The 25,481-nt window shown below is 53.8% G+C and carries 15 protein-coding genes and 7 pseudogenes; 16 read left to right on the top strand and 6 right to left on the bottom strand.

The window, feature by feature from the left end; all coding sequences use genetic code 11:
• Nucleotides 1-22: 22 nt before the first annotated feature.
• Entirely contained in the window at nt 23-895 is an 873-nt protein-coding gene (locus tag QMX93_RS04795; RefSeq protein WP_282353151.1) for a WYL domain-containing protein, read from the bottom strand.
• Nucleotides 896-1,123: 228 nt separating this feature from the next.
• On the opposite strand from QMX93_RS04795, the gene QMX93_RS04790 reads away from it, so the two are divergent.
• Nucleotides 1,124-3,232: an AAA family ATPase gene (locus QMX93_RS04790; RefSeq protein WP_282353149.1), complete on the top strand. Its 2,109-nt coding sequence runs from the start codon at nt 1,124-1,126 to the stop codon at nt 3,230-3,232.
• 92 nt (nt 3,233-3,324) lie between these two features.
• Here the strand turns inward: QMX93_RS04790 and QMX93_RS04785 are convergent, their stop codons facing one another.
• Nucleotides 3,325-4,074, bottom strand: a complete 750-nt coding sequence (locus tag QMX93_RS04785; RefSeq protein ID WP_282353147.1) for an IS5 family transposase — start codon at nt 4,072-4,074, stop codon at nt 3,325-3,327.
• Between the two features lie 154 nt (nt 4,075-4,228).
• Between QMX93_RS04785 and QMX93_RS04780 the strand changes: the two genes are divergently transcribed.
• From QMX93_RS04780 to QMX93_RS04740, 9 genes are all read left to right on the top strand, one after another.
• Nucleotides 4,229-5,374 carry an ankyrin repeat domain-containing protein gene (locus tag QMX93_RS04780; protein ID WP_282353145.1) on the top strand — a complete coding sequence of 382 codons (1,146 nt, stop codon included), beginning with the start codon at nt 4,229-4,231 and terminating at the stop codon, nt 5,372-5,374.
• Nucleotides 5,375-5,983: 609 nt separating this feature from the next.
• Nucleotides 5,984-6,238: a hypothetical protein gene (locus QMX93_RS04775; protein WP_282353143.1), complete on the top strand. Its 255-nt coding sequence runs from the start codon at nt 5,984-5,986 to the stop codon at nt 6,236-6,238.
• A gap of 11 nt (nt 6,239-6,249) precedes the next feature.
• Nucleotides 6,250-7,302, top strand: a complete 1,053-nt coding sequence (locus QMX93_RS04770; protein ID WP_282353141.1) for an ADP-ribosylglycohydrolase family protein — start codon at nt 6,250-6,252, stop codon at nt 7,300-7,302.
• Nucleotides 7,303-7,769: 467 nt separating this feature from the next.
• Nucleotides 7,770-8,744, top strand: a complete 975-nt coding sequence (locus QMX93_RS04765; protein WP_282353139.1) for an ATP-binding protein — start codon at nt 7,770-7,772, stop codon at nt 8,742-8,744.
• The gene (locus tag QMX93_RS04760; protein ID WP_282353137.1) at nt 8,731-9,996 is read left to right on the top strand and encodes a hypothetical protein; all 1,266 of its coding nucleotides are present in this window, start codon (nt 8,731-8,733) and stop codon (nt 9,994-9,996) included. Before QMX93_RS04765 ends, QMX93_RS04760 begins: the two co-directional genes overlap by 14 nt.
• Nucleotides 9,993-12,077, top strand: coding sequence for a hypothetical protein (locus QMX93_RS04755; RefSeq protein ID WP_282353135.1), 2,085 nt, complete (start codon nt 9,993-9,995; stop codon nt 12,075-12,077). The genes QMX93_RS04760 and QMX93_RS04755 overlap by 4 nt, the downstream gene beginning before the upstream one ends.
• Nucleotides 12,074-12,727, top strand: coding sequence for an OmpA family protein (locus QMX93_RS04750; protein WP_282353133.1), 654 nt, complete (start codon nt 12,074-12,076; stop codon nt 12,725-12,727). The genes QMX93_RS04755 and QMX93_RS04750 overlap by 4 nt, the downstream gene beginning before the upstream one ends.
• Nucleotides 12,728-12,807: 80 nt before the next feature.
• Nucleotides 12,808-14,130, top strand: coding sequence for a DUF262 domain-containing protein (locus QMX93_RS04745; protein WP_282353131.1), 1,323 nt, complete (start codon nt 12,808-12,810; stop codon nt 14,128-14,130).
• Entirely contained in the window at nt 14,127-15,983 is a 1,857-nt protein-coding gene (locus tag QMX93_RS04740; RefSeq protein WP_282353130.1) for a DUF262 domain-containing protein, read from the top strand. The genes QMX93_RS04745 and QMX93_RS04740 overlap by 4 nt, the downstream gene beginning before the upstream one ends.
• Before the next feature lie 389 nt (nt 15,984-16,372).
• Here the strand turns inward: QMX93_RS04740 and istB are convergent.
• Nucleotides 16,373-16,912: pseudogene (gene istB / locus QMX93_RS04735) on the bottom strand (IS21-like element ISPre4 family helper ATPase IstB); the annotation flags it as partial.
• 151 nt (nt 16,913-17,063) lie between these two features.
• Here istB and ltrA point away from each other — a divergent pair.
• Nucleotides 17,064-18,263, top strand: a pseudogene (gene ltrA / locus QMX93_RS04730) (group II intron reverse transcriptase/maturase); the annotation flags it as partial.
• A 56-nt stretch (nt 18,264-18,319) separates the two neighbouring features.
• Here the strand turns inward: ltrA and QMX93_RS04725 are convergent.
• Nucleotides 18,320-18,499, bottom strand: a pseudogene (locus QMX93_RS04725) (IS21 family transposase); the annotation flags it as partial.
• On the opposite strand from QMX93_RS04725, the pseudogene QMX93_RS04720 reads away from it, so the two are divergent.
• The 5 genes and pseudogenes from QMX93_RS04720 to QMX93_RS04700 all read left to right on the top strand — a co-directional run.
• Nucleotides 18,484-18,690: pseudogene (locus tag QMX93_RS04720) on the top strand (PAS domain-containing protein); the annotation flags it as partial. The pseudogenes QMX93_RS04725 and QMX93_RS04720 sit on opposite strands and share 16 nt — an antisense overlap.
• An 876-nt stretch (nt 18,691-19,566) precedes the next feature.
• Nucleotides 19,567-20,928, top strand: a complete 1,362-nt coding sequence (locus tag QMX93_RS04715) for a sensor domain-containing diguanylate cyclase (protein WP_282353128.1) — start codon at nt 19,567-19,569, stop codon at nt 20,926-20,928.
• Between the two features lie 27 nt (nt 20,929-20,955).
• Nucleotides 20,956-21,513 (top strand): annotated as a pseudogene (locus tag QMX93_RS04710) (PAS domain-containing protein); the annotation flags it as partial.
• 121 nt (nt 21,514-21,634) lie between these two features.
• Nucleotides 21,635-21,826: a hypothetical protein gene (locus QMX93_RS04705; protein ID WP_282353126.1), complete on the top strand. Its 192-nt coding sequence runs from the start codon at nt 21,635-21,637 to the stop codon at nt 21,824-21,826.
• Between the two features lie 86 nt (nt 21,827-21,912).
• Nucleotides 21,913-22,418 (top strand): annotated as a pseudogene (locus QMX93_RS04700) (IS630 family transposase); the annotation flags it as partial.
• A 337-nt stretch (nt 22,419-22,755) separates the two neighbouring features.
• Here QMX93_RS04700 and QMX93_RS04695 read toward each other — a convergent pair.
• Together QMX93_RS04695 and mobH are read right to left on the bottom strand one after the other, a co-directional pair.
• Nucleotides 22,756-23,232 (bottom strand): annotated as a pseudogene (locus tag QMX93_RS04695) (carbohydrate porin); the annotation flags it as partial.
• A gap of 277 nt (nt 23,233-23,509) precedes the next feature.
• Complete coding sequence (gene mobH, locus QMX93_RS04690) at nt 23,510-25,249, bottom strand: MobH family relaxase (protein ID WP_282353124.1); 1,740 nt, start codon at nt 25,247-25,249, stop codon at nt 23,510-23,512.
• Between the last annotated feature and the right edge of the window lie 232 nt (nt 25,250-25,481).

Below are 25,481 nucleotides of genomic sequence, written 5' to 3'. Positions count from 1 at the left end.
CAAAAAGCCCCGCCAGCCCGGATCAGTTGTACAGCCAGGGCTCCAACTCAGTCAGGTTCTTCACCACAATTTGCTGGGCTTCAGGCCGGGGCTCCATTTTTGTAGGATCGATCTGATAACGCTGCAACACATACTTCACCAACGCCCTGCGCGTAGGAATCAGAAGTTGGCCGTTCAGCATGCCGAAATCGGCTTCGATGATCGCCTTTTGTGCCGATGTCAGTCGCAAGTCGGGTTCGATGATCACCGTTACTTCGGTGTTCCATACATCGTCCTGATCAATCACATTCTCGGATTTGCCGTTCGGCTCGGGTTCGCCGCGCAATCGACTCAGCACAAAGTCGCGATACTGGCGGTTCTTCTCGCAATAGGCTCGTACGTGCCAGCGCATGCCGGTGTAGACCAGTGTGTGTGGTGCGATGAGCCGGCCTTCTGGATTGGGATTGGACAGTGACACGTATTTGACTTCGAGACGCAGTCCCTCCCGACAAGCTTTGAGCAGGGGCCGCAGGATTTCTGCGCGAATCGTCCGGTCTGGAACTTCCAGCACCTTCGTGTGGGCATAGGCCAGGGCCAGGCCTTCAATGTGCGGAGCTCGCTGGTTGTTTTGATTCAGCAGATGCAAATAGGCGTTTGCACTGTCGTCGATGAACAGCGGCTTGAACTGTTTGCTCGGCACATAACCCTTGAGCTGCTTGTCATATGTCAAGTTTCGGGGCGCATGTTCAGTGATGTAGGTATTAATGTCCTTGGACGCCTGCTGGCGACTGATGCCGAAACTCTGGATCAAGTGTCCCGTGGTCAGCCGGCCTTCCCACCAGACAACGGTTTCGATCAGACGATAGCGCAGTGCGAGATCCCAGCGGACCTGTTCGATGGATTGCTTGCGTTTCATATCCCCTCCATGTGTGCAAATACTTTACCTGTATAAGTCCACAATATAGACCTGTCGCTGTATTTTACATATCGTTTGACTGTCGTTAATAAGAATCGAGCTCCCGCAAGGAAATGTGCGCGGGTGTATTGGTTGCAGCTTCGACAGCTGCAGCGTAGTACCCGAGCGCCACATTTCGGCGTAGCTGCGTTTCACCGTCCGGTCATATCAGGTACAGGAATTACCACGATGCCAATCCGCCGCTCGATCAATAATGCCCCAATCCGCCGCTCCGGCCCCCACAGTCCGGACACCTGTGCGCTTTCATTGAAATGGGCCTTCAAATTGATGCTCGATCACGGCGGGCACAGCAACTTGATTCAGCGTGACTACTTCAATGATGACGAGCTCGCCGCCGAGCTTGGGTTGCGAGCACTCATTGGCGGCGATGACTTCAAGGCGAGTCAGGCGCGGTTGCGCTTGAGAGCTGAGCGCAAGGCTTTTGACTTGCACTTTTGCGAGCCTGAGTACCCTGACCGTTTGAGTCATAACCTTAAGGCGCTGGCGCAGCTGATTGAGTTGGATGACGCAGAATTGAGTATTCTTGGTTTTTGCGTATTGATGCATACCGATCCTGTGCTCAGTAGCGCCACCGATCTGCTAGGCCTCATGGGATACAACCGCATGCTGCGGGTCTTGTCGGTATTGCTGGATATCCCGCAGAAATTGTTGGCTCGATACCTGGCGCACGATGGCCAGTTGGTGAGGGCAGGGTTGCTTGAAGTCAATACGGTTTCTTGTACGGTCACTACCTTGAACAGTCGGTTGGAAGTGGGTAGCAGTGACCTTCCAGGCTTGCTGCGCTTCAACCGGGGGCAACCGATCGAGCTCTTCAAATACGCCTTCCGACTCAGTGCGGCCGGTACCCTGGAGGAGGACGACTACGCGCACCTCAAGCAACCGATGAAGATCGCCAAGGCGCATCTGACCAAGGCCCTGGCTGAAGGCCGGCCAGGGGTGAACATACTGTTGTACGGGCCGCCAGGTACCGGCAAGACACAACTCAGCCGTCTGCTGGCAGCTGCACTTGATACACCTCTGTATGAAATTGCCTGTAGCGACAGCGACGGTGATCCGGTCAGCACCAATCAGCGTTTATGTTCATTGCGTTCGGCCATGAGTGTGCTCCGTTCGCAAAAAGCGTTGTTGCTGCTGGATGAAATCGAAGACGTTTTTGGCTCGCCTGCATTGTCTCCGGACAGAAAGGCCGGTGCTCAAAAAGGCTGGGTCAACCGCATGCTGGAAGAGAACGTGTTGCCCTGTTTTTGGCTGAGCAACAGCATCGAATCACTGGATAACGCCCATATCCGCCGGTATGACCTGGTTATTGAACTGCCCAACCCGCCAAAGGCTCAGCGCGAACGTATTATTCGTGGCTGCGGCGGCGATAAGCTTGGTGACGAACTTGTCAGCAAAATGATTGAGCACGAGCACATGACCCCGGCGGTCATCACTCGCGCCGTGAGCATTGCTCGCAGCCTTCATCCCCGTCCAGGCAAGGCACTGGATGCCACCGTTGAATGCCTGGTGGACAGCACACTCAAAGCCCAGGGTTTCGAGAAGTTGGAGCGTAATCAAGGTCATTCACTTCCTGCCTTATATTCGCCCGAACTGATCAACACAGACGTGACGACCTCCGGATTACTGGATGGCCTGCGCGAACACCCCGAAGCGCGTCTTTGCTTTTACGGGCCTCCAGGCACAGGGAAGACCGCATTCGGTTGCTGGATTGCCCGAGAGTTGGGTAAACCCCTGATGGTGCAACGGGTGTCCGACCTGGTATCGCCTTACGTAGGCATGACCGAGAAGAACCTGGCCGCAGCATTTGAAAAGGCTGGGCAAGATGATGCGGTATTGCTGCTGGACGAGGTCGACAGCTTTTTGCAGGACCGGCGCAAAGCCACGCAAAGCTGGGAGATAACGGCAGTCAACGAAATGCTCACGCAAATGGAAAGTTACCGCGGCCTGTTTATTGCCTCAACCAATCTGATACGCGATCTGGATGAAGCATCCTTGCGTCGATTTGATCTGAAAATCCATTTTGGTTACCTGCGCCAAGCTCAAGTTCAGCAATTGTTCAGTGCACATATGCAGCCGCTCAAGCTCAAGGACCCCTCCGGCGCTGCGGGGTTGCGCTTGAAGCATGAGGCTCATCTGACGCCGGGTGATTTCGCTGCGGTAGCCCGGCGTGCGCGCTTCAAGCCCTTTGTCAGTGCTGATGAACTGGCCAGTGCGTTGCTGGCGGAAAGTCGTTTGAAAACCGTCGGGTTGCAGCGGCCGATCGGGTTCGTTCATTAGTTCACAAGTGTCACATTCGAGATGTTCAGTGGCTTATCGCCATTGTCTCAATGGTGCAGCTATGCATTAATTTACTAGGGTCTGTTGACGTTTCACATCGGTAGCCATAGGACCCCACAGGCCATGGCCACCACACTTTCGTAGTTTCTTTTCAACTTATCGTATCGGGACGCCACTGCTCGATAGTGTTTCAGTCGAGCAAAAGCGTTCTCTACCAGATGCCGGTATCGATACAAGCCTCTGTCCAGGTCGGCATTGCCCTTAACGGAGTTGCGCCTTCTCGGGATGACGGCCTTGCTCCCTTTCGCCTCAATCTGCTCGCGTATCCGCTCACTGTCGTAGCCTTTGTCCGCGACGATCACTTCAGCATGAGGCAGCTTGGCTATCAACTCCGGGGCAGCAGTGCAGTCATTGACCTCACCGCCAGTGATCAAAAACTCGATGGGTAATCCATAGGCATCTACCGCCAGATGGATCTTGGTCGTATTGCCCGCTCGGCTTTTGCCGATGGCCTCAGTTTCACCACTGGCAGCCCCCGCGCTGTGCTGATGGGCTTTGACGTAACTGCCATCAATAAACTCCCACTCAAGGTCTGGCTCGTTCACCAGCACCTTGAAAACCCTGAGCCATTTACCTCCTGCTGACCAGGCATTGAATCGTTTGTAGATCGAGTTCCAGCACCCGAAAGCCTCGGGCAGGTCTCGCCAGGGACAACAGACGCGCATGCGATAGAGCATGCCTTCTACCGTCATCCGTAAATCGCGCTTGTTATAGATGGACTCTTGAAGCAGAATTTTTTCCAGCTTCGACCAGAGCTCGTCACTGAGCAGTAATCGGGGCATTGCAAACTCGTTTTGTTTTGGTGTGAGAGCTTGAACAATACGAGTTTGCTCTTTTTTATCAAAGGGTTAGCGCGAAACGTCAACAGACCCTAGTACGTTTGGTGCAGCACCAAACAATTGCCCGGTTGGGCCTCGGTCGGCAGCGAGCTAGCAGATGAATGAATTCACACATCACCGGCAGGACTTCTTTATCCCTCGTGTCAGGACTTCAGGCGACCGAGTAAAGGTGCTCGTTGTTGACATCTATCAGATTGGCGGCCACTACGCCTATGTCGATTGGCGTGAACTGATCAATGATTTCGCTCGGCAGTGGTTGGCGCGGCACCCTCATCAGAGGCCTGCAACTCTCTGGTTCTCCAGAGCCTATAGCAGTCTGTTCAACGGTGGCGATTGCTGGCATGGAGCTTGTAGTTCGAACTTGCCTGAAGCTTTCCTGGTGGAGCTGGCGGCATTTTTGGCCAACGCGCTGGAAGGGCACGTCAAAATAGGCGAGGAAGTGATTGTAAATGAGGAGGAGGGCTGGCGACCTTATCTTCACTTCGAGGCCGGCAAGGTCTGGGACGAGGACGAGATCGAGAGGGGCGGTTCAGTGGATCTCGGTCCCTGTGATGCATCCATGTCCAGGGTAGGCATCGAAAGTGACTTTAATGGCTCCAATATTTACGCTGATCCAGCTGGGCGATCGGTTCTGGAAAACCTTCAGCGAGCCAACACGGCTGAGTTCGAGGAAACACTAAAGTCTCGGGATAACGGTGAGATTGAACACTATGTCACTCGACACGCGGACAAGCTTTCCAATCCGGACTTGTTCCTGCATGGCGACACCCCGCTGCATATGGCCGCCTTGGCCGGTCACACGGACGCCTGCAGGCAGTTGCTTGAACGTGTCCATCCTGCGATCAGAAACGCGGCTCAACGCACCGCACTCATTCATTTGGCGAAATACCGGCGTCACGAGTCCTATGGTCGAGTGATCGAGATGCTGTCTTCGACCATCGATGCAGCGGATGGAGCTGGCAGGACCGCACTGATGTATGCCGCGCTGGGGACGGTAGGGCTGCGAGGCAATACCCGACTGGTAAAGGCACTGGCGCGTAACGGTGCAGATTTGGCTTGCCCTGACAATGAAGGTCAGACCGCACTTAAGTTGGCAATGCGCGATAACAGGGACGGGGGTAACTCAGCGGTGGTTGAGTTGCTCAAGAGGTTCACGATCGAGCATGCCGCGCTTCAATGTTTCAATGCCCAGTATCACTACGGGTTCAACTGGGAGGGGGATTTCACTTTCAGCAGCCGTTGACACACGAGGTGATTTCGAAGTCGCGTGAAGACCTGCAGTAACAGACCTCCGGCATTTGATCTTTTGGTGGGCAACAGATCAACGCCATCGCCAACGGGTTTTGCAAGCCTGGCAACAACGGAGGTTTTCACGCCTCTGAGAGCGCTGTTTCGTGCTCAAGCTAGAGTCCCTTCCACCTGGCCACACTTCCGTGGTGACGCAAAGGGTGCAATTAACCCGACCCCTGTGCGAGTAAAAAACGACGCCAATGATTTCGCTCGGACAGCGTTTCCAATCAGCGTGTTGGGTAGTGGCCGCAATGTGTAAAGTTTGAGGACGTATGTTCTCTGGTGCATCCACTGAGCTTCGAACACGGTTGGATCGGTTTATGCGCAAGCACTGAACAACCTGCCCCGGATCTACCGGGTTAACTGCTAGGCAATACGCTTGGCTGACCAACAGCAAAAACCCACTTTTCTACAAGTCTGTTCGCCGGATGCAGGCGTTTCGTGCGCCCTTCATGTGTGCGAATACTTTACCTGTATAAGTCTACATTCTAGACCTGTAGTTAAACACGACATATCGTTTGTCTGTCTTCGAGATGAATCGAACTCACGGAAGGAAGTGGACATGAGTATGTCGGACGCAGTCTCGACAGGTGCGTTACTGATGATTGGACTGATCTTTTTGGTGCTGTTGATGCAGTACCTGCGGTTGCGCGAGATCTGGCACCTACTGCTTGGCAATCAGAAGGCGGCCCGTTGGGCGCGCATCCGGGAAATGGAAAACCGAGAGTTGCGTTCGGCCTTGCGGGCGGAAAAAGCGCACGTGGAACAGTTGCAGAGAAAACTGGAAATTGTGCTGGCGATGGTGCCGGTCGCGTGAGGGGAAAGAACATGAACCGACTGGAACGAATCAAAGGATGCTTGCTTGGCGGTGCTGTTGGCGACGCGCTGGGCGCTTCGGTGGAATTCCTCGAGTGGCCTGCTATCGAGGCCAAATACGGCCCTCAGGGGGTTGTCGATTTCACCCCGGTCCGTGGCGTTACCGGTGCCATTACCGGCGACACTCAGATGATGCTATTCACCGCCGAAGGTCTGTTGCGTGCCTTTGTGCGGGGCAGCTCTGGTGTGGCTTGCCATGTACCAAGTGTCATTCACCATTCACTGCTGCGCTGGCTGATGACCCAGGATTACCCATCGGCAACGTCGGTGAGAGTCGATGGCTGGTTGATCACCGAGCCGCACCTGTGGTCGCGCCGTGCTCCCGGCACCACCAGCCTGAGCGCACTCAAGGCCAGCTCGCACCTGGGGGCAAATGCCGAAAACAACAGCAAGGGCTGCGGAGCGTTAATGCGAGTGGCGCCATGTGCATTCTTCGCCAACGCTTTCGACTACGCCGCTCAATCCGCCCGCCTGACCCACGGACATCCCTCCGGTTATCTTGCTACGGGTCTGTTGGCTGACATCCTCCAGCGTCTGATTGATTACCAGACCAGCCTGGAAAATGCGGTGACTTCAAGCCTGGCCCAGCATGGTCAGAAAGCGGGCATGGAGCAAACGCGCAGCATGCTCGAACGTGTGTTGTTTTTCTTCTATGAAGGCTATCGCCCTACACCCCAGCGAATCGCCGAGTTCGGTGGCGGGTGGTTGGCGGATGAAGCCTTGGCCATTGGTCTTTGGTGTGCGCTTTCGGCTGACACCCTGGAAGAGGGCATCATCAATGCGGTGAACCACGATGGTGACAGTAACAGTACCGGGCTGATCGCTGGCCATCTGCTGGGTATCCAGCATGGCACAGCGGCGATCCCGTCGCGGTGGTACGAGCGATTGGAGTTACGTGGGGTGATCGAACAGGTGGCTGAGGATATTGAACGCGTGCCTCGGGATTACTGTGGCCATGGCGGGGAGTTCGATGAACAGATCGAGCGTGCCTACCCCGGGAGCTGAGTGGGCCTAGCCATTAAGTGTGTATCTGAATTTTGGAGAACTGCCATGCCCATCAAGCCCAGGCCTCTTACTTACGTTTGCCGTGATTGCGGGTGGAGGAAAACAGTGGCACCGCAAAGTGATGCACTGCGGTCAGGAGAGTGGTTTGATCGATGTCCCAAGTGCCAGAGCACGTCGTTGACTACCCGACTTCCAGGGTTTTTGGAGCGGACATTGGCCGAATTTTTGTCGCGCCGGTAAATCTATAACAGCCGTATAGCATGCAGGAGTGATATCTAAATGGCATTATTGGGCCCACATGGTTATCTGGCTCAAGAATGTACGTCTTTTGTCGATAGCGAATGAGTTAACCGTCCATCCAAAGGGCAGTTTACCTGCTTAAGCCAAAATCGCGCGTTCATGGGGTATTAGCCTTGCGCTGACAGAACCCGGAGCGCTCTGTTGTAAATCAGTACAGGTTGGACAACATGTCATCAAAGGAATATTTGCATAGCCGTATACGGCAGCAGTTCAGGGAAGGGCTGGACGAGTCCAAACCCGTCACCGGTGACCCTGCGCTGTGCCAAGTGAAACCAGCGCGCTATACGCTCAAGGACGTTGTGCTTTGCGCCTCGGTCCGCCAACAACTTGACGAAGCTTTGGCAAAGATCAAGTACTTCCAGACGATCTACGTCGAGTGGGGATTTGCCAGTGTGGACCCTGCAGGCAAGGGGGTTGTGCTGAACTTCTATGGCCCGCCGGGGACCGGAAAGACGCTTACCGCCGAGGCGTTGGCTGGCAGTCTGGGTAAACCCCTGATGTTCGTCAGTATCGCCGATCTGGAAAGCAAGTTCATGGGCGATACATCAAAGAACATTGCTCAAGTATTCCAGACAGCCCGATCCGAAGGTGCGGTGCTTTTCTTCGATGAGGCGGACACTTTGCTTGGCAAGCGGTTGTCATCGGTTACCCAAGGGATCGATAACGAAGTGAATGCCATGCGCTCGACGATGCTGATCGAGTTGGAAAAGCATGAAGGTGTTGTCGTTTTTGCCACTAATTTTGGCAAGAACTATGACTCTGCGTTCGTTAGCCGTATCTCTCAGCACGTCAAATTTGAACTGCCTGCCATTGAAGAACGCTGCGCTATCTGGTCGAAGATGATTGTTGCAGGTATTCCTCTTGAAGGTTCTCGCGAGGCTTTAGTAGATGCCGTTGCGGCTCTTTCAGAGGGCTTCTCGGGACGGGAAATACGCACCTGTATGCGCCTGGCTCTGCCCAAGCCATTGCTGGAGCAAAACGAGCCCAGACTTGCATTGCGGCATCTGGAAGCAGCGATTGCACAAGTGCGGACAACACTCGCTGACCTGGCAACAGAATCCCGCTCGAGCGCAAATATTAGTTTGGACGCGGCAAGAAAAATGCTTGGCGTCAATAAAGGAGATGGTCATGGGGTGGTTTAGTTCTTTGGTCAGCGGTGTTGCTTCGGTTGTATCCACGGTAGTGAAGGCAAGCTCGACCCTTATCAAAAAAGGCAAGGAAATGGCCGCTAAAGCAATCGGCTGGCTGGCCGATGAGGCCGAGACTTTTGTTGGTGATGTTCAGAAGGTCTGGCGCACGGTTCAACCTTATATCAGTAAGGCGCGGGCCGCTCTGCTGGTGGCCGCGAAGGTAGCGCCTTGGCCTTGGGCCAAAGCTCTGGCGGCGGGTCTGGAGCGCGCGTTGGCGTTCGTGGAAAACCTGGATAAGCATCCAATCGCCGAAAATTTGCAGAAAGCCGTTGACTGGGTTATCCGCATGGCGCGTGAAATCAAGACTAAGATTCTTGATGACCTTGAAATCAAGACGGCCGAGCGCAATGCTCAGGATATTGCCGAGGCCATGTCCATGGTTCCCGAGGAAGAGCGTAAGGCCCTCAAGGCAAGCGAGTTGGTCAACAACTACTTGCTGGTAAAAACCAAGGTTGCTCGAGCCGTCAATCAAAACACAGTAACCGATTTCGAGCATTACCTTCGCATCCGCGCGGCGCAAAAGCTGTTGGCCGGCTATGAGCAAATCATGGATAACTTGCAGTCCATTGATAACGTTGATCCCGATCTGTTTTTCATAATCGAGGTGTCAGCTGGGCTGATTTCGGAGCAACCCGACTTGAGCGAGTCTCAAACCGAGCGGTTGGATCTGCTGACCATCAAGTTGTTCGGCAAGCCGTTGGTGCCATTCGTGTTCGAAGAGATGATTATCGCCTGGGCTCTGGATGTCGACGCCATAGAGCAGCAGTGGGCTGTTCTTAACAAAGAACTGGCCAAGGACAAGGTTATGCGCCGACGTCTAGAGTTGAGCCAGGATATCGAACCGTTGACAGCAGAAGAGCAGGTCTATCTCACCAACCTTGTCATTAGCACTGATAAGGACAGTCAGACATTGCAGTCACTAGATGTCGCGGCGCGGGAGAAACGCAACTATGTGTACGCTTCCGAAGGCTTCCTGCAGTTACTGGAAAAAGACGAGGCCACACTGGTAGAGGAAGATCGCGAATATCTGGCAGAAGAGGGTGCAGAAGTCGGAAAACTACTGATCGAGTGCGCCCAGAATGGACGCGCATGGACCTCGCTGACGCCACAAGAGCGCTCGCTGATCACTGACTTCGCGAACATCTTCAAGGCTGACTGCAAAGCACGTGGTGCAGCGTTCAAGGAAGTCGAGGTAACGGTGTGATTAAGGATATCGTCGAGTTTCTGACTCCCGGGCAGGAGCCCATACAGATCACCTTCTTTTCGATAATCACTCTCGGGGTGGCACTGTCTATCCTGCTGGTGAGTTTCAAGGCCAATGCCAAATCCTGGCAGCGTAAATGGGAGGGTGAGGCGCTCGATGCTTCGCCGACAGGCCTGGAGGTCGAGCACGGCTCTATAAGCGAGCTGAGCCAGGCAGTTTCGACACCCGCAGAAAAGCTTGCCAGCATGATGCCTGGCCTGCTGTTGATTATCGGTTTGTTAGGGACCTTTCTGGGGCTGGGCCTTGCGCTGGACAAGGCATCCTCGATCCTGCAGAGCAGTGGTTCGTCTGTAGGTGCGATGGACGACTCCATGCAGAACCTGATGGCAATGATGCAAGGCCTGGGTACGAAGTTCAAAACCTCTACCTGGGGCATCATCGCGTTCATTCTGCTCAAAATCTGGGAGTCCTGGAGTGGATTTGAAGAGCGCCGGCTGACCTGGTGCATCAACAAGATGAAAGGCGAGCTCGGCCAGGCTCGTGATTTGCGCGAGCAAGAAAAACTGGCCAGTGAAGAAAAGCAACACGACTCGCTGATGGGCTCCACCCAATTGATCGTTGACGCATTACGGGCCCAGACTGAAGGCCTGAGAGTGGAAATGGCCAAGCAAAACGTTAGAGCGCTGCAAATGGGTGAGAGGCGCCATAAGGACTGGTTGGAAAACTTCGAGGCGGTGGTGCAAGGCTTCGCCGGGCTGAAGGTGAGCAATCAAGAACTGGCTGAGCAGGCAGCCGCGCGTGATGCGAGTCACTTCGAGGCTGTGGTGCAAGGCGTCGCCGGATTGCAGGCGAGCAATCAGGAACTGGCCGAGCAGGCAGCCGCGCGTGATGCGAGTCACTTCGAGGCTGTGGTGCAGGGCGTCGCCGGACTGCAGGCGAGCAATCAAGAACTGGCCGAGCAGGCAGCCGCGCGTGATGCGAGTCACTTCGAGGCTGTAGTGCAGGGCGTCGCCGGACTGCAGGCGAGCAATCAGGAACTGGCTGAGCAGGCAGCCGCGCATGATGCGAGTTTCATCAAGGCTATTGAGCCGCTGGGCGATATTGCATCGTTTACGGGGCAATCGAATCAGCTGTTGGCCGACTTCACCGGAAAAAGTCGTGAGAACCAGTTAGCGCTGCAGCAAGCGGGTGAAACCATGGGGACGGCAGCTCAACAGGTTGCGACCGCAGCCTCAAGCCTTGAGGCGGTCGTGGATAACCTGAGCCGGGAAATGTCGGAAGTCCTGCAAAGTGTCAAAACCGACCTCAATGGGGTCATGACAGGAATGAACAAGGACTTCACTCGCAATCTGTCCGGTATGGCCAATCAGATGGAAGGCGCGACCAACAAACTGGCGGACATCATGGAGTCGGTCAAGGCCGACCTGGGTGGCACCATCCAAATCATGAGTGACGGCTTCAAACAGAACATGGTCGGCATGGCCGGCGATTTGCGCCAGGCCACTGACAACATATCGACTTCGATTAGCGGGATGTCCGAGACCGTCAACACGGCTATGGAGGAGGTGGCGAAGAATATCGAAAACGCTTCGAAGATCCAAAAAGCGACCAGTTTGCAGTTCTCCGATATGAGCGCAGGACTGAGCCAGAGTGTCGTGGTGATGACGGCAAACATGGATGCTATCGGGAAGCGTATGGACGATGGCCTTGAATCTGTTGCCTCCAATACCCAAAAAATCGGCGGGTTGGCGAAAAAATTCACAGTGATTGCCGACTCCATCGAGACGCTGCCCACCACGTTGCAACAGGTTGCCGAGGGCGTCGAAAAAAGCTCCGCGAATGTCTCCTGTGGCCTTGAACAGGTCGTCGGTATTCTTAGCCAGAGTGACCGTTATTCCAGTGCTGCCGAAGCCATCTTGAAAATGCCTGGTTCGATCGACGAGCTGACCAGTCGGCTTGCGCTTCCTCGGAACGAACTCTTACAGATGCAAAAGTCCCTGACGCAGTTGGTCGCAGTTGCCAATGGCATCAAAGACCGCGTGCAAGACTTCAAACCCGCTGAGGACTTGCAAGAGGCATGAAAGAGAAACCTAACGAGTGGGTCTCGATCTCCGACCTTATGGCTGGCGTCATGGCAGTCGTCATGCTGCTGTTGGTCTTGTCGGTTCTGCAGAATAAATTTGCCGCACTCAAGCGCGAGCAGGAGAAAAACCAGAGCGTGCAGACAGCGCAGCAACGCATGGTGGACATGTTGAAGTCGATGCAGACCACCATGGACGAGCAGGGCGAATCCGGTCTGGTGTCCTTCGACCTGGCCGGTTCCAAGATCACCTTGCGCGACCGGATTTTTGCCCGTGGCAGTGCTTGTGTGACCGATGAGGCCCGGCATGCCCTTTCGCGTCTAGGGGCGAAAGTAGCTGAGTTCGTCAATGGTTCGACTCAGGCTCAGGTATTCGTGGAGGGTCACACCGACAACGTGCTGGTGACAAGGCCAGTGACCGATTTTGGCAAGTTCTGCACCGTCTATGACGACAACTTCACGTTGTCTGCGGCCCGCGCCAGGGAAGCACGCAAACTGTTGATTCAGATGCTGGACGAGCAACAAGCTAAGCGCGTCATCGTCGCAGGGTTTGGTGATTCGCAACCCTTGCCGGGCATTGAGCCTGGCGATGAGCGCAATCGACGGGTAGAAGTCCAGTTTCTCAATCGTCCGTCTGCGAGAACGTTATAACCAGAGGCATCAGTTTTGCTGTCCATTCATAGGGGGAGGCTTGAAAACCCTCCCGGGTGCTGGAAAGGAACTCCGATTTAATGGCTATCGTTTGCACACAGGTATCAACAGTCAAGAATCTGCTGGAGATGCAGCTGTATGTCCCTGACTTTCAACGTCCCTACAAGTGGCAGACGCATCATGTCAGTCAATTGGTAGAGGACTTGATCGGGCATCAGAACAAGAGCCGATACCGTTTGGGGACCGTGGTGTTACATCAGTCAGCCGACCAAGCTTCAAAAGCAGTCGTAGATGGCCAGCAGCGCCTCCTGACCTTGACATTACTGTGCCATTTGCTGGATGCCGACCAGTTTTGCCGGCCACGTTTTCTAGAGCAGCGCTTCGATAACCCGACGACTGTTCGCAACTTGCAACACAACGCGTCCGTCATCGATGCCCGACTCAAATCGCTTGCACAAGCGGAGCGTGAAGGGCTGCTGGATTTCTTGCTCAATCGCTGCGAGCTGATTTGTGTTGTGCTGGATGATCTGAATGAAGCCTTTCAGTTTTTTGATTCGCAAAACGCACGTGGAAAGGAACTGGCTCCCTACGATTTGCTCAAGGCGTTTCATCTTCGAGAGATGTCGCATGAGTCGGAGGCAGAGCGGATTGAGTGTGTCGCCAAGTGGGAGGTACAAGTCCGCCCTCGGGATCAAACGCCAAGCCTGCGGCTGATCATGAGCGACGTGCTATTTCGTATCCGGCGCTGGTCCGTGGATCGTTCTGGCATCGGATTTAGCCGGCACAACATCGATGTATTCAAAGGTATCAGTTTGCAGAGCAACCACTACCGTTTGGCTAAACCCTTGCAGGCGCTGAACTACCTGGTCGATCAGTACAACGCGGATCCGATTCGGCAGTGGGACAGACAGCGTATGGTTTTCCCATTCGTTGCCGATCAGACACTGATGAATGGCAAACGATTCTTCGAATTCGTCCAGCACTACATCGAGCTCTACACGGAGCTGTTCGTTCACGAGAAGCTTGAGCTTGCCCCTCTTATCCATACACTGGCTCGCTACAAAGGGCGTCATCGCGCGGGTGATCGATATGTGCGTCAGCTTTTCGAATGTACGCTGCTTTTCTACTACGACCGCTTTGGCGATCTGGAGCTGGAACGCGTGGCAAAGCTCTGCTTTCTGTGGAGCTATCGAATCAGGCTGGAGCAACAGCGGGTGGTGCAGGAATCCATCGATAATGCGGCTCAGGCCCAACGTGGTCTGTTTCGGGTAATTCAGCGCGCGTTGCATCCGCAAGAAGTCATGGCGTTTACCCAATCACCTGTAACCGCTATCAGAGCGACGAATGTTGAAGATCTGGCCGCCATTTTCCAGTCGGCGGGCTACCTGGAGCAAGTACGATGAGTGAGTTCATACAGGCGTTATCGGTCGCGGAATTGTTTGGTGTGGGTGCCTATAAGATCCCTCTCTACCAGCGCAACTATGCCTGGGGAGAGGCAGAGATAGAACAATTGCTGCGCGACATCCTGGACATGGCCCTGTGTGATTGCTCAAGCACCTACTACCTCGGCACACTGGTCGTGTGGCGGCGACCCGACGAGGCCGATGTATTTGAAACCATCGACGGTCAACAGCGGCACACGACCCTGAGCCTGATACTGGCGGTACTGAAAAATGAGTACTTGGAGTCGCTCGACGGAATTTCGCAGATCAATCTTCATTTCGATGGGCGCCCCGGATCAGAGCGAACCCTGGCCAGACTGTTCAACACAGCCCGTCATGATGAGTCAGAAGAACCAGCATTGCGCGCGGGGTACGAAATTGCCAAGCGTTACCTCAGTAATGAGCGCCGCGAGTCAGTACAGAAACTGAGTCAGTACCTGTTGGCCAATGTACGGCTTCTACGGGCGATCGTTCCGCACGATACTGATTTGAATCATTACTTCGAAATCATGAACAACCGGGGTGAGCAGCTCGAAAAACATGAAGTTCTGAAGGCCCGTTTATTGCAACAGCTGGACGTCCATGAACGCACCTGCTTTGCGCGAGTCTGGGAAGCGTGCGCCGAGATGAACCGCTACGTACAGTTGGGTTTGGGTACTCTTTCTAGAGCTCGGGTATTCGGCGAGGACTGGAACGATTGCCCAGCAGATCCGGATGCACTATTCAGCGCATGGACGGATGACGACCTATCTAGTGTGGCAGAGCCGTTGCACCGTATCATTGCCCTGCGACGCTTCCATGAGCGTGAGCAAGTCAATGCCGAAGACGTGGAAACCGGTGCCTTCAATTCGATCATCAGCTTTCCGAATTTCCTGTTACAGGTTCTGCGTGCCACTACGGGCCGTGATATTCCGCTTGATGACAAACAACTACTGAGCGTTTTTGACAGTCATCCGCTTGACCCTCGTAGTTTCATTCTCGACCTGCTGAAGTGTCGCCTGCTGTTCGACCGCTTTATCATCAAGCGCAGCAGTGCAGATGATTGGAGTCTTCAGAGTTTGAAGCGTTACGCAACAGGATTTGGTTACGTCAACAGCATCGATAACGAAGATACCCATCAGCAATTGATCATGCTGCAATCGATGTTTCATGTGTCATTCCCTGCCCAGGTCTACAAACACTGGCTCAATGCGAGTTTGCGTTATCTATGGCAAAACGGGAGCGCTGGCCGCGACTTTCTGGCGTTCCTTGAAACCTTGAGTAGTGGGATTTTCTACGGGCGCTTTGGTCGCTCCCTCGTCGACTACTACGACCTGATTTACAACAATGCCAAACCTGATGCTTATTTCGATACCCACTGCTTGAACCAGGGCACACTGGTTCAGAACTTTGTGTTCAACCGGCTGGACTACCTGCTCTGGAAAGCCGTTCCACGCAAGAATTTCCCAGGGGTAGAAATGGACTATATACGGAGTCGACACAAGCACTTCAAGTTCACATTTCGTAGCTCGGTCGAGCATTTCTACCCTCAACAGCCTATTGCAGGTCAGGCATTGGTGGCATCGGAAGCGTTACCGGCCGGCGTCGATAACTTCGGCAATTTGTGTCTGATTAGCCATGACCGCAACTCGAAACTCAGCAATCACTTGCCCAAGGCGAAAAAGGATTACTACCAGACGCAGGCCGGTGGTGAGCCATTTACCGAGAGTCTGAAACAAGCGTTCATGATGAGCTATGCGGATTGGGGACCGGAATATCCCGAGAACATCACCGCCCATGCTGCAATGATGGTGGAAGTTTTGCTGGCTGGGTAAGCGGTGCGCTTCAACAAGGTTGCGCTACGCAACTTGTCGTCTCAACACGAATAATGGGCTCATTGACGATTTATCGAGGGTGCACCTCATGACCCATAACTCTGATCATTCGCTGCTCGACAACGTTCTGCCGACCGCCTGGCACGGATTAACGCGGCGTTTGCTCAAGCTGAGGAGTTCATCATGGTCATGCCTGTGCGACCTTTCACCCATGTCTGTGAAGATAGCGGCCGGAGTCGAACGGTCATTCCCAGCAGTGATGTGCGGATTCCACGACACTTGGACACTCAGCCCACGATCATTTGGACACTCGTTCCACGCTCACTTGGACACCTGATCCACGTCCACTTGGCCAGGCAGTCGGAGCGCAGCGACGCAGGTTTGCATTGTTAGTCTGAAGTCCCTGCCGTCGTCAATTTCGTTGCGCGCCTGCGCATCGATTCGCCCTTCAGTTCGATCCGATAAGCGTTGTGTACCAACCGGTCGAGGATCGCATCGCCCAGGGTCGGATTGCCGATCAGCGCATGCCATTTGTCCACTGGCATCTGGCTGGTCACGAGCGTCGAGCGGTTGCCGTAGCGGTCGTCCAGCAGTTCGAGCATGTCGCGCCGTTGCGCAGCGGTAAACGGCGCCAAGCCCCAGTCGTCCAGGATCAGCAAGTCGGTCTTGGCATAACCCGCCATCAGTTTCGCGAAGCGCCCATCGCCGTGGGCCAGGCCCAGCTCTTCCATCAAGCGCGGCAGGCGCAGATAGCGCACGCTGTAACCGTCGCGGCAAGCTTTGTGGGCCAGCGCGCAGGCGAGCCAGGTTTTACCTACGCCAGTCGGGCCGCCGATGATCAGGTTCAGGCCGTCGCGCAGCCACTGGCCGCTGCCCAGTTGCAGGATCAGCGATTTGTCCAGGCCGCGCGGGCTGCGGTAGTCGATGTTGTTGGCGCTCACGCCGAATTGACCCACGTGCTGACGCAAGACTGACCCATCTCCAAATCCGCACAAATCCAGAAAAAGGTAACAGTTCGCTAGGTATCAGACTGGGTCACTGGCATCTCGGCAGCTGGGTCAATTCCACGTCGGCGCCAACAATCGAGGAGCCGCTGGGATAGATGAACAGTCTATTGACCAGTTTGAGCAGAAGCTGCAACGGAACCTGTACAAGGTATGGAATCGGATGTCATCAGGTTCCTACTTTCCACCGCCAGTGCGGCAAGTGGAAATTCCGAAGCAATCAGGCGGCAAACGCAAACTGGGTATTCCAACAGTGGCTGATCGGGTGGCTCAGACCGTCGTCAAATTGCTCATAGAGCCAAGTCTGGACTGTCTGTTCCATCCGGATTCCTATGGATACCGGCCGGGGAAATCAGCCAAACAGGCGGTCGAGATCACTCGCAGGCGCTGCTGGAATATGAATTGGGTGGTGGAGTTTGATATCAAGGGAGCTTTTGATCATATCGATCATGAGCTGCTGCTCAAAGCAGTAAGGCATCATGTGAAGGACGACTGGATTCTGTTGTATATCGAACGGTGGCTTAAAGCGCCGTTTGAGACTGCTGACGGCGTTCAAGTACCGCGTGAAAGCGGCACACCCCAAGGTGGGGTTGTCAGTCCCTTATTGATGAATCTGTTCATGCACTATACGTTCGATGCCTGGATGCAAAGGTCTTATCCGGGATGTCCGTTTGCCCGCTATGCCGACGATGCGGTGGTTCACTGCCGCAGCGAAAAGCAAGCGTATGAGGTCATGGCGGCAATCAAGGCACGGTTGGAAACATGCCTGCTGACCATGCACCCGGAAAAGTCAAAGATCGTTTATTGCAAGGACAGTAACCGCAAAGCAACCTACCCGATGACGCAGTTCACGTTTCTAGGATTCACCTTTCGGCCACGAGAGGCACAGGGTAATAATGGACGCCGCTTCACCAGCTTCCAGCCTGCTGCCAGTAACGAGGCTTTGAAACGGATGCGCCAGCAAACGCGCCGCTGAAATATCCAGCGGCAAACACCGGCCAGCCTTCTGGATCTGTCAAAGCGGTACAACGCTACTCTTCGAGGGTGGTGGAACTACTATGGTGCGTTTTACAAAACAACGATGCACAAGGTCTTCGATCATTTTGACTTGAAGCTAAAGCGATGGGCACGTCAGAAATACAAACCACTGGCCGGGCACAAGCGCCGCAGTGCTGACTGGCTCAATCGAATGAAGAAAGCCTGTCCATCGTTGTTCGTGCACTGGCATGTCTTTGGAAATGCGGTTCGACTGGGCAACGGGAGCCGTATGAGTTGAGAGGCTCACGTACGGTTCTGCGAGAGGCTGAAGGTGAAACTCCTTTGGTCTACTTACCAGCCTTCCGGGTGGCTGAGTCGATACTCTTGCCAGAGCAAAGCCAGGGTTACGCCGGGGCGGCGTAATTCAGCGTGGACATGAGCCCAATCAGGCATCGGCCGTTGATCGCTGGGGAGGTCGGGTGGTGGTGGGTAACGACACTGCTGCAACTGCGCATCGCTCGCTGCGAACGGCCATGGGCATTATCGAGTTTAATTTAGACGGCAGTATTCTTGATTCCAGCCAGAACTTCCTGAATCTGGTCGATTACAGTCTGGCGGAACTCAAAGGCAAGCATCATCGTTTGTTCTGCAAGCCTACGCTAACCAACAGCAGCGAATACCAGGACTTTTGGCGACGTCTGAAGACAGGTACCCACTTTACAGGCAGCCATCCAATAAACATGGGGTGTTGGACGGCCTACGCCAGTGATGTTTAGTTGCAGGAAGCGTGAGCCCATGAATGCATCAGCGAAGTTCGCCTGTTTTACCGGGGCTCACCCGTGAAGTTCGTGCGAGGCGGGTATTTCACCTAATCGGGAAGTCTTTTCCAGAGCTTTTCTAGGGAGGGTCTGAAGCACCAGATTTTTTGATGCTCTTGCTACTTCTTTCTCAAAAATCATGAGTCGTTCGAAAAAGCAGACCTTCCCCAGCAGAAACTATTGTTAGATTTTTTAATTGTGTTTTTTGATCATTTAATTCAAATGGTATTTTACTGTGATTGAGGTTTCTAGCCATAGCCAGGGTTGATAGCTGACAGTAAGAAAGATTTTCAATAACATAATTGATAATACGTTTTTTGTTCAGGAGGTTTAAAAGTTAGTATTTTTTAGAGGTCGCCTAGAAAAACACTATCATCAGCCAAGACGGGCCTGAGGTTGTGCTGGGCGGAGTAAAAGCATGTGCTTTATTTGGCCGCTAAGTAATTGTTTGTCTGCTGATAATTTCGTCATCGAAAACTGGGTATTTAATTATCGGTGCGGACGTTAGTTTCGAATTGTGTGGCAGTACAGATTTCACTAGCGGCTTTTTAAAATACTATTTAGAGAGCTGCTTGTACAGCGGCCTGCTGGCCTTTAAGGCGATACCGTATCTACCATTTTTTACTGTCTCATGTGCGACGAGTGCGGCAAGAATGGTGGGACTGATACTGTTATACTCTAAAAGATTTGCTACTCCTCGTGCAAAATAAGCTGCGCTAATGTAATCTATAATGGCATAGAGATATCATTCAATGTTTAACGCCTTGCCCGGGGAGGAGCGTGATGGATATGAATAGTGGAGCCATTATAGGATCCTTGGCAAAAATTTTGCCGGAAGTCGAAGATTGCTTTTCGCTCAGGAAAATTACAGATTGGTTAGTTCATGAACTACGCGCTGACTCTGCTTGGCTGTTAAGCTTTCGTGTGACCAAATCATACAACATACTAGCTGAATCTTCCGCGAGCGATGCCATGTTGACTAATTTTATCGGTTCGACTGAGGGGGAGCGCTCGGATCGGCTAGAGGCCATCAAGCAGGACACCTTGAAGGACGAACTTAGCTTTGTTAGTTATCCAGGGTCAGAGTCCAATGTGAAGTTTGATTTTTTCTCCGTACCCATAAGGAATAAGAGCGGGGAGATAGACGGTGCATTGATAGCTGTATTTTCAGGCTGGTCCTCGGACTCCTCCCTGCGTTTTAGCACTCTCGAACTTTTGGCCATAAATGTTTCGCTTCTCTGGAGAGTGCAACTTGTTTCTGACGAGCCGGGATTCTATGTCTCAAAATTAGAAAACAAGCGCAATATGATTTTTGAAAACTCCCCCATCCCTATTAATGCATTCAATTCGGCAGGTAGATGCATAATTTGGAATAGGGCCTGTACTGAGCTGTTTGGTTGGAGCGTTGATGAGGTACAGTCCCATGAAACCCCATTGTCACTTTTTTACCCGGACCAAACAACCTTGACAGAGGTACTTTCAAGTATATCCACCGCTTTTGCGCGCGGCTCCCGAGATTGGAACCCTCTAACAAAGAGCGGAAAGGTCCTAACCACTCGCTGGTCTAATATTGAGCTGCCCGATGGCCTGATATTAAACATAGGGCTTGATGTGACAGAGGAGAAGCGTTTAGAGTCGGAGTTAAAGTTGCTCGCCGCCACTGACCACTTGACTGGGCTCCTTAACAGGCGAGAGTGCCTAACTAAAGTTAATGCTGAGATCCAGCGCAGCCGGCGCTACCCTGGGCGTAAATCAACCGCGCTACTAATGGATCTCGATCATTTTAAAAAAATAAATGATACGCATGGGCATTTGGCAGGTGATGCAGTTATATGCCATTTTGCAGAGATCATAAAGTTAGAGGCTCGCAGTATTGATATTGCGGCTCGAATTGGTGGAGAAGAGTTCTTTATCTTTCTTTTAGATGCCGGTGTTGAGTCGGCATTAGTGCTCGCCGACAGAATGATCCATCGTCTTCGCTGCACACCTTTTACCTACATGGGGGCTGAAATTAAGCTCACAGTTAGCATCGGAGTTTCAGAGCTATCTAAAACGGATGTTACGCCTCAAGATTTATTTAAACGTACGGACGAAGCCATGTATAAAGCAAAAAAGCTTGGTAGGAATAGAGTTGAAGCCCTATAGGTGGTGTTTTTCATGCTGAACAAGCCGCTTCTGATCTCCGCGGCTTGGAACGCTTACATGCGTCGCCAGATAAAACAGCGACAGGCCGCCGAGCGTGCGTTGAACGATCAACTGGAATTCATGCGATCACTGGTCAACGGGACGTCTCACCCGATTTACGTGCGTGATCGTCAAGGGCTGCGGCAAAGTTGCAACGACAGTTACCTTGAAGCGTTCTGTGTGAAGCGTGAAGACGTTATCGGCAAAAGCATCATGCAGGGCAACTTGAGCAATGCACTGTAAGCCCGGGACTATCAGGCCGACTATCTACGCGTCGTGACCGAGGGCATTCCGCTGGTTCTCGACTGTCCGCTACACATCGGTGGCCGCAGGCTGACGATTTATCACTGGATTCTTCCCTACCGTGATTCGAGTGGTGAAGTGCAAGGCATCATCGGTGGCTGGATCGACATCAGTGAGCGGCGACAATTGTTCGATGATCTGCGTTGCGCGAAAGAGCGCGCCGATGAAGCCAACCGGGCCAAAAGCACGTTCCTGGCGACCATGAGCCATGAAATCTGCACCCCGATGAATGCAATGATAGGGTGAATTTGTAGAAAATTAATCGAGCGTTGACTGCCCGGTCTCTTTCCGACTAGCGGATCTAGTGACCCGCAGCAAATAGTATTACTATTACCGGATAAAAATTTTATGGGTAGGGATGCTTGTGAAAGAAAACGAAAATTCACTCGGCTTTAAGACATGGCAATGTGAGTTTCTCCAAAGCCATGTCTTGGATGAGCAGGACTATGACCGCGCCTTTTCCGCCGCCGAAAGGCTCAAGTTTCGCGATGCGGTGACTGATGGAGAATGGCTAGAAATGGTCTGGCTAGCCAATGCGGCTTTTTGTCATCGCTGAATATAGGAAAAAAAGCCCATGCTAGTGTCCTGTCTCAGAAATAAATTTCTAGCCTGAGCTATGCTTCTGTGGCTTGGAGTGATCACATGAACTCTCAGGACATCGTGCTCAGTGAAGACGAACAAATTGAACTGAGTCGACGCATAAGGTCAGCCACTATCAGTCAGCGCGACGGTCGTCGGGCGCGGGTGATTTTACTGGCGGCTCAAGGCCGTTCGCGCAACGAGATTGCCCAGTAACCGGCCTCTCCGTTGTGTCAGTCACGCGCTGGTGCAAGCGTTTTCAAGAGCTGCGTCTGCAAGGCCTGGTGGACCTGCCCGGACGAGGTCGCAAGCCATCCTTGCCGGCCGAAGCGTTGAAGCGAACCCTTGAACAAGTCACTCAGCCGCGTATCGGTCAGCCCCGCTGGAGCTGTCGAAGCATGGCTCGAGTCGCCGGCATTTCACCGGCCAGCGTCCAGCGGATATGGGCCGCCAACGACATAAAACCGCACCTGACACGCACCTTCAAGCTGTCCAACGACCCGAACTTCGAAGAGAAATTCTGGGACGTCATCGGGCTGTATCTGGCGCCTCCCGATAAAGCCCTGGTGGCCTTCAAAAAGCTGCGCCAATCGGAGCTGCTGTACTGGCGGCCCAGGTCTGAGTGAATCATCACCTCCTGCTTCGGTTTACGCCTCCACCAAAGGACTGCTTTTGGCCATCAACAGAAGCAGGCACTAGACTGACATGGGCCTGACCGGACAACTAAAGGTGCTATCTCAACGGCTCAATGTAGCTTAAGGCCATTGCACGATGATTGCTGAGTACTGCAGCGTGGAGTTTCGGTTGCTGGTTCAGGCTGCCCCGTAACCTGATGACAGGGTTACAGCAAAAAAACCGCAGAATCCGGTGGGCAGCAGCGCAAACCCACCCCCGAACGCAATCAACTCAGAAAGTCGTCTTTACTTGCAGCCCAAATACCAGCGCGTTATCAATGTTCTCTCCCGAAAACGCTCCCGGCTCAATGATGTATTGCACATCCGGGCGCAGGGTCAACCAAGGCCTGGCCTGGTAACCATAGCTCAGTTCGATCAGTTGCTCCGCGCTATCCAGGTTAGGGAAGGCTTCGCCGTTGGCCTGAGCGGTGTCTTCGAGGACGTCGCGACTGCGCGGGTTGGGTACGGCGCGACCGTAACCCAGGGCGACGGTGTCACGTCGACGGCGTTCGAAGGGTTTGTACAGGACGACGCCGGTACCGTACCACTTGGTAAACGGCGAAGCGGCGCTGCTGGCTGCCGAATACTGACCGAAGACATGCAGGCTGCGGCCAGGCGAAGCCTCGGAGTTCCACACGGCCTGGTCGATCAGCAGGTACTGGCCGCCGCGGCCGGCCACTTCCTTGTCGCTGCCGATGCGCTTGACGTTGGGGACGGCGCAAACACAGCAGCCACATGTTCGCTGCGCGGCGAACAAAAACGATCATCGACTGACACTTCGGTCGATCAAGCTTGCGTCCTCGATGCCCGATGATGCTGCACGAGTATAGATGTCATAATGATATTGTCGTCAAGCAGGGCGCCCAAAAAAAATTTTGAGACTAAGTCAATCATCGAACTCTATGAGCTGCTGGAGAGCGGCAATGGAGCGGTTCAGTGGCGAGTGCCCCCAGAGTCGATTCTGCGTGGCGAGCTCTAATGGGATGCTACGGAAATTTAAGCTTTTCCACTTTAAGGAAAGGATTGTCGGCAGGTACAGGTGCAGTTTCGAATAACAGTGCCGGTTTTTCTAGTAGGTAACCTTTGAGTTTTGCTTTCTTTCGAGGACCTTCGACCTGACAGATCCAGATGTTCAAACCATCACCCCGTTTCCTATGGACCTTCAGTTTTTCGAACTGCTTCTGCACCCAACGCCATTCTTCAATCTCTTGATCGGCACCATTGGCGATGCCAGGAAACTCCTGAACATAACGTTGGAAGAGACCAGGTGTTACCAGAAACACAGTACCGCTCACCGTGTGGATTTTAGCCTTGCTGTCGTTGATGATCAGCTTGTGGCTCAGGATGCCTTCCTTGATCCAATTCAGGAATGCCTGGCCTGGGTTGTCCGAAGGGAGGCTCGAACTTTCGCGAGGGATTTCTGAGTGTGTATCACTGGTCTCGGGATCAGCCAATTCGAACATGTCCAGCAGTGTTCCGAGGTAGTCGGCATCTTCCATGGCCAAGGGATCTAGCTGCGATTGGCGTTGACGTGATTCTGTAATGGCCGCTTGGGATACCAGTGGCGATGCCGGAGAGGGAGTCGGGTTGTCCTCGACCGCAACGCTCACCGTTCCGGTGAAAGTCTCGGGACGGTCTTCGTTCCCCCAGATCAATGACGGTTGAAGGCGCAGAAAGGTAAAGCTCTGCTGCCAGTTGCCTTGAGTCACGAGTGCAGTCCAGATGGCTTTGCCTTCTGGAGTCGACTCGACTAGCCCATGCGATTGCAGTTCGTCGAACACGGCGATATTGGACGAGGGAATGCCCTCAACTGATTGCGCCAGCAGATAGGATCGCAACTTGTCCGTGACCGCCTTGCTGACGAGCCAGAGTGCGTCTTGAGTCAACCAACCCGCGGCACCCGGCTGGTTGAGTTTCAGCTGGTGCTGAACCAGATGGCGTAGCCCAGTGATCAAGTGATGTTGCAGGGCATGGATCGACGCTTGTAGTGCCTTGCTTGGGTTGCCACCGATGTTTTGCGCGGTGGAGACGCGGTCGGCCTGAATCACCAGTTCGCCGAGTACGCCGGCGCGTTCGTATTGGCCGGCCAGGACATACAGCAGGCTGGCCCACAGCGACGGAAAGCCACTGAGCCAGTCCAGAATAGTGCGGTCGAGAATCTGGGTGTGGAGCAAGCCTGCGGCGGCGCCGTGCAGGTGGTAGTCGCGACCCTTGAGGTAGCGAAAGCGGTAGGGCTGATCCAGGGGACCCTGCCAAGGATGCCAAACACGGCCATCCTGGCGTTCGACCTGCAGGTCGACGGCGATCTTGCCGATGTCATGCAGCAACGCGCCATAGGCGATAGCGGCGGACCAGGCGTCGGTTTGGGCGGCTTGGTCTTCGGGGGCGGCGCCGGTGGGGAGCAGATAGGACTGGCGCAGTTTCAAACTGCAGGCGACCAACTCCAGGCCATGGTCGAGCATGCCGCCGAGGTACGCATGGTGGTGCGTTTCGCTGGCTGGGAGTTGCTGGACCTGTTCGGCGTAGCGATGGATCGGATTTAAATAGAGCTGGATGAACTGCGCCTGGGAGAGGGCGGTGTACTGCCAGATGCGATCGAGCAACTGGCGGCGGTGTTCCGCGGCTAACAAGCTGTGGGCCTTCTCGACGGGCAGGTAACCTTCGGCGACGCTCACGGTCGGTGGCGGAAGAGGCTTCTGCCTTTTGCGGCGAAATAGACTGAACATCGTGACCTCCGGCAGGTGGCGAGGTCAGTGGCCTTTTAGCCTTTTCGGGTAGCGCTCTTACCCTTGAGGCCCCATTCCCTTCCAACCCTTACCCGTCCTTTTGGCTGGTAACCTTTTGCGCGGCAAGGGGAATATCGATACTGCTGGGCATCGTATTGTTGAGGGGCGTGCTGGTTCGGAAAAGGCAAGAGTCGGTACACTGCGGGGTATATTTTTTGGGGCGAGCGATGAA

It is taken from the genome of Pseudomonas sp. PS01303 (assembly GCF_029959385.1).
Classification (GTDB): Bacteria; Pseudomonadota; Gammaproteobacteria; order Pseudomonadales; family Pseudomonadaceae; genus Aquipseudomonas; species Aquipseudomonas rustica.
This window is presented reverse-complemented; position numbering and strand designations above follow the sequence as displayed.

Excerpts from the sequence above, each read along its gene's own strand:
- QMX93_RS04775 (WP_282353143.1), top strand. The coding sequence starts at position 5,984 with ATGAGTATGTCGGACGCAGTCTCGACAGGTGCGTTACTGATGATTGGA.
- QMX93_RS04780 (WP_282353145.1), top strand. The coding sequence starts at position 4,229 with ATGAATGAATTCACACATCACCGGCAGGACTTCTTTATCCCTCGTGTC.
- QMX93_RS04760 (WP_282353137.1), top strand. The coding sequence starts at position 8,731 with ATGGGGTGGTTTAGTTCTTTGGTCAGCGGTGTTGCTTCGGTTGTATCC.
- QMX93_RS04770 (WP_282353141.1), top strand. The coding sequence starts at position 6,250 with ATGAACCGACTGGAACGAATCAAAGGATGCTTGCTTGGCGGTGCTGTT.
- QMX93_RS04715 (WP_282353128.1), top strand. The coding sequence starts at position 19,567 with ATGGATATGAATAGTGGAGCCATTATAGGATCCTTGGCAAAAATTTTG.
- QMX93_RS04785 (WP_282353147.1), bottom strand. The coding sequence starts at position 4,074 with ATGCCCCGATTACTGCTCAGTGACGAGCTCTGGTCGAAGCTGGAAAAA.
- QMX93_RS04750 (WP_282353133.1), top strand. The coding sequence starts at position 12,074 with ATGAAAGAGAAACCTAACGAGTGGGTCTCGATCTCCGACCTTATGGCT.
- QMX93_RS04765 (WP_282353139.1), top strand. The coding sequence starts at position 7,770 with ATGTCATCAAAGGAATATTTGCATAGCCGTATACGGCAGCAGTTCAGG.
- QMX93_RS04740 (WP_282353130.1), top strand. The coding sequence starts at position 14,127 with ATGAGTGAGTTCATACAGGCGTTATCGGTCGCGGAATTGTTTGGTGTG.
- QMX93_RS04745 (WP_282353131.1), top strand. The coding sequence starts at position 12,808 with ATGGCTATCGTTTGCACACAGGTATCAACAGTCAAGAATCTGCTGGAG.
- mobH (WP_282353124.1), bottom strand. The coding sequence starts at position 25,249 with ATGTTCAGTCTATTTCGCCGCAAAAGGCAGAAGCCTCTTCCGCCACCG.
- QMX93_RS04795 (WP_282353151.1), bottom strand. The coding sequence starts at position 895 with ATGAAACGCAAGCAATCCATCGAACAGGTCCGCTGGGATCTCGCACTG.
- QMX93_RS04790 (WP_282353149.1), top strand. The coding sequence starts at position 1,124 with ATGCCAATCCGCCGCTCGATCAATAATGCCCCAATCCGCCGCTCCGGC.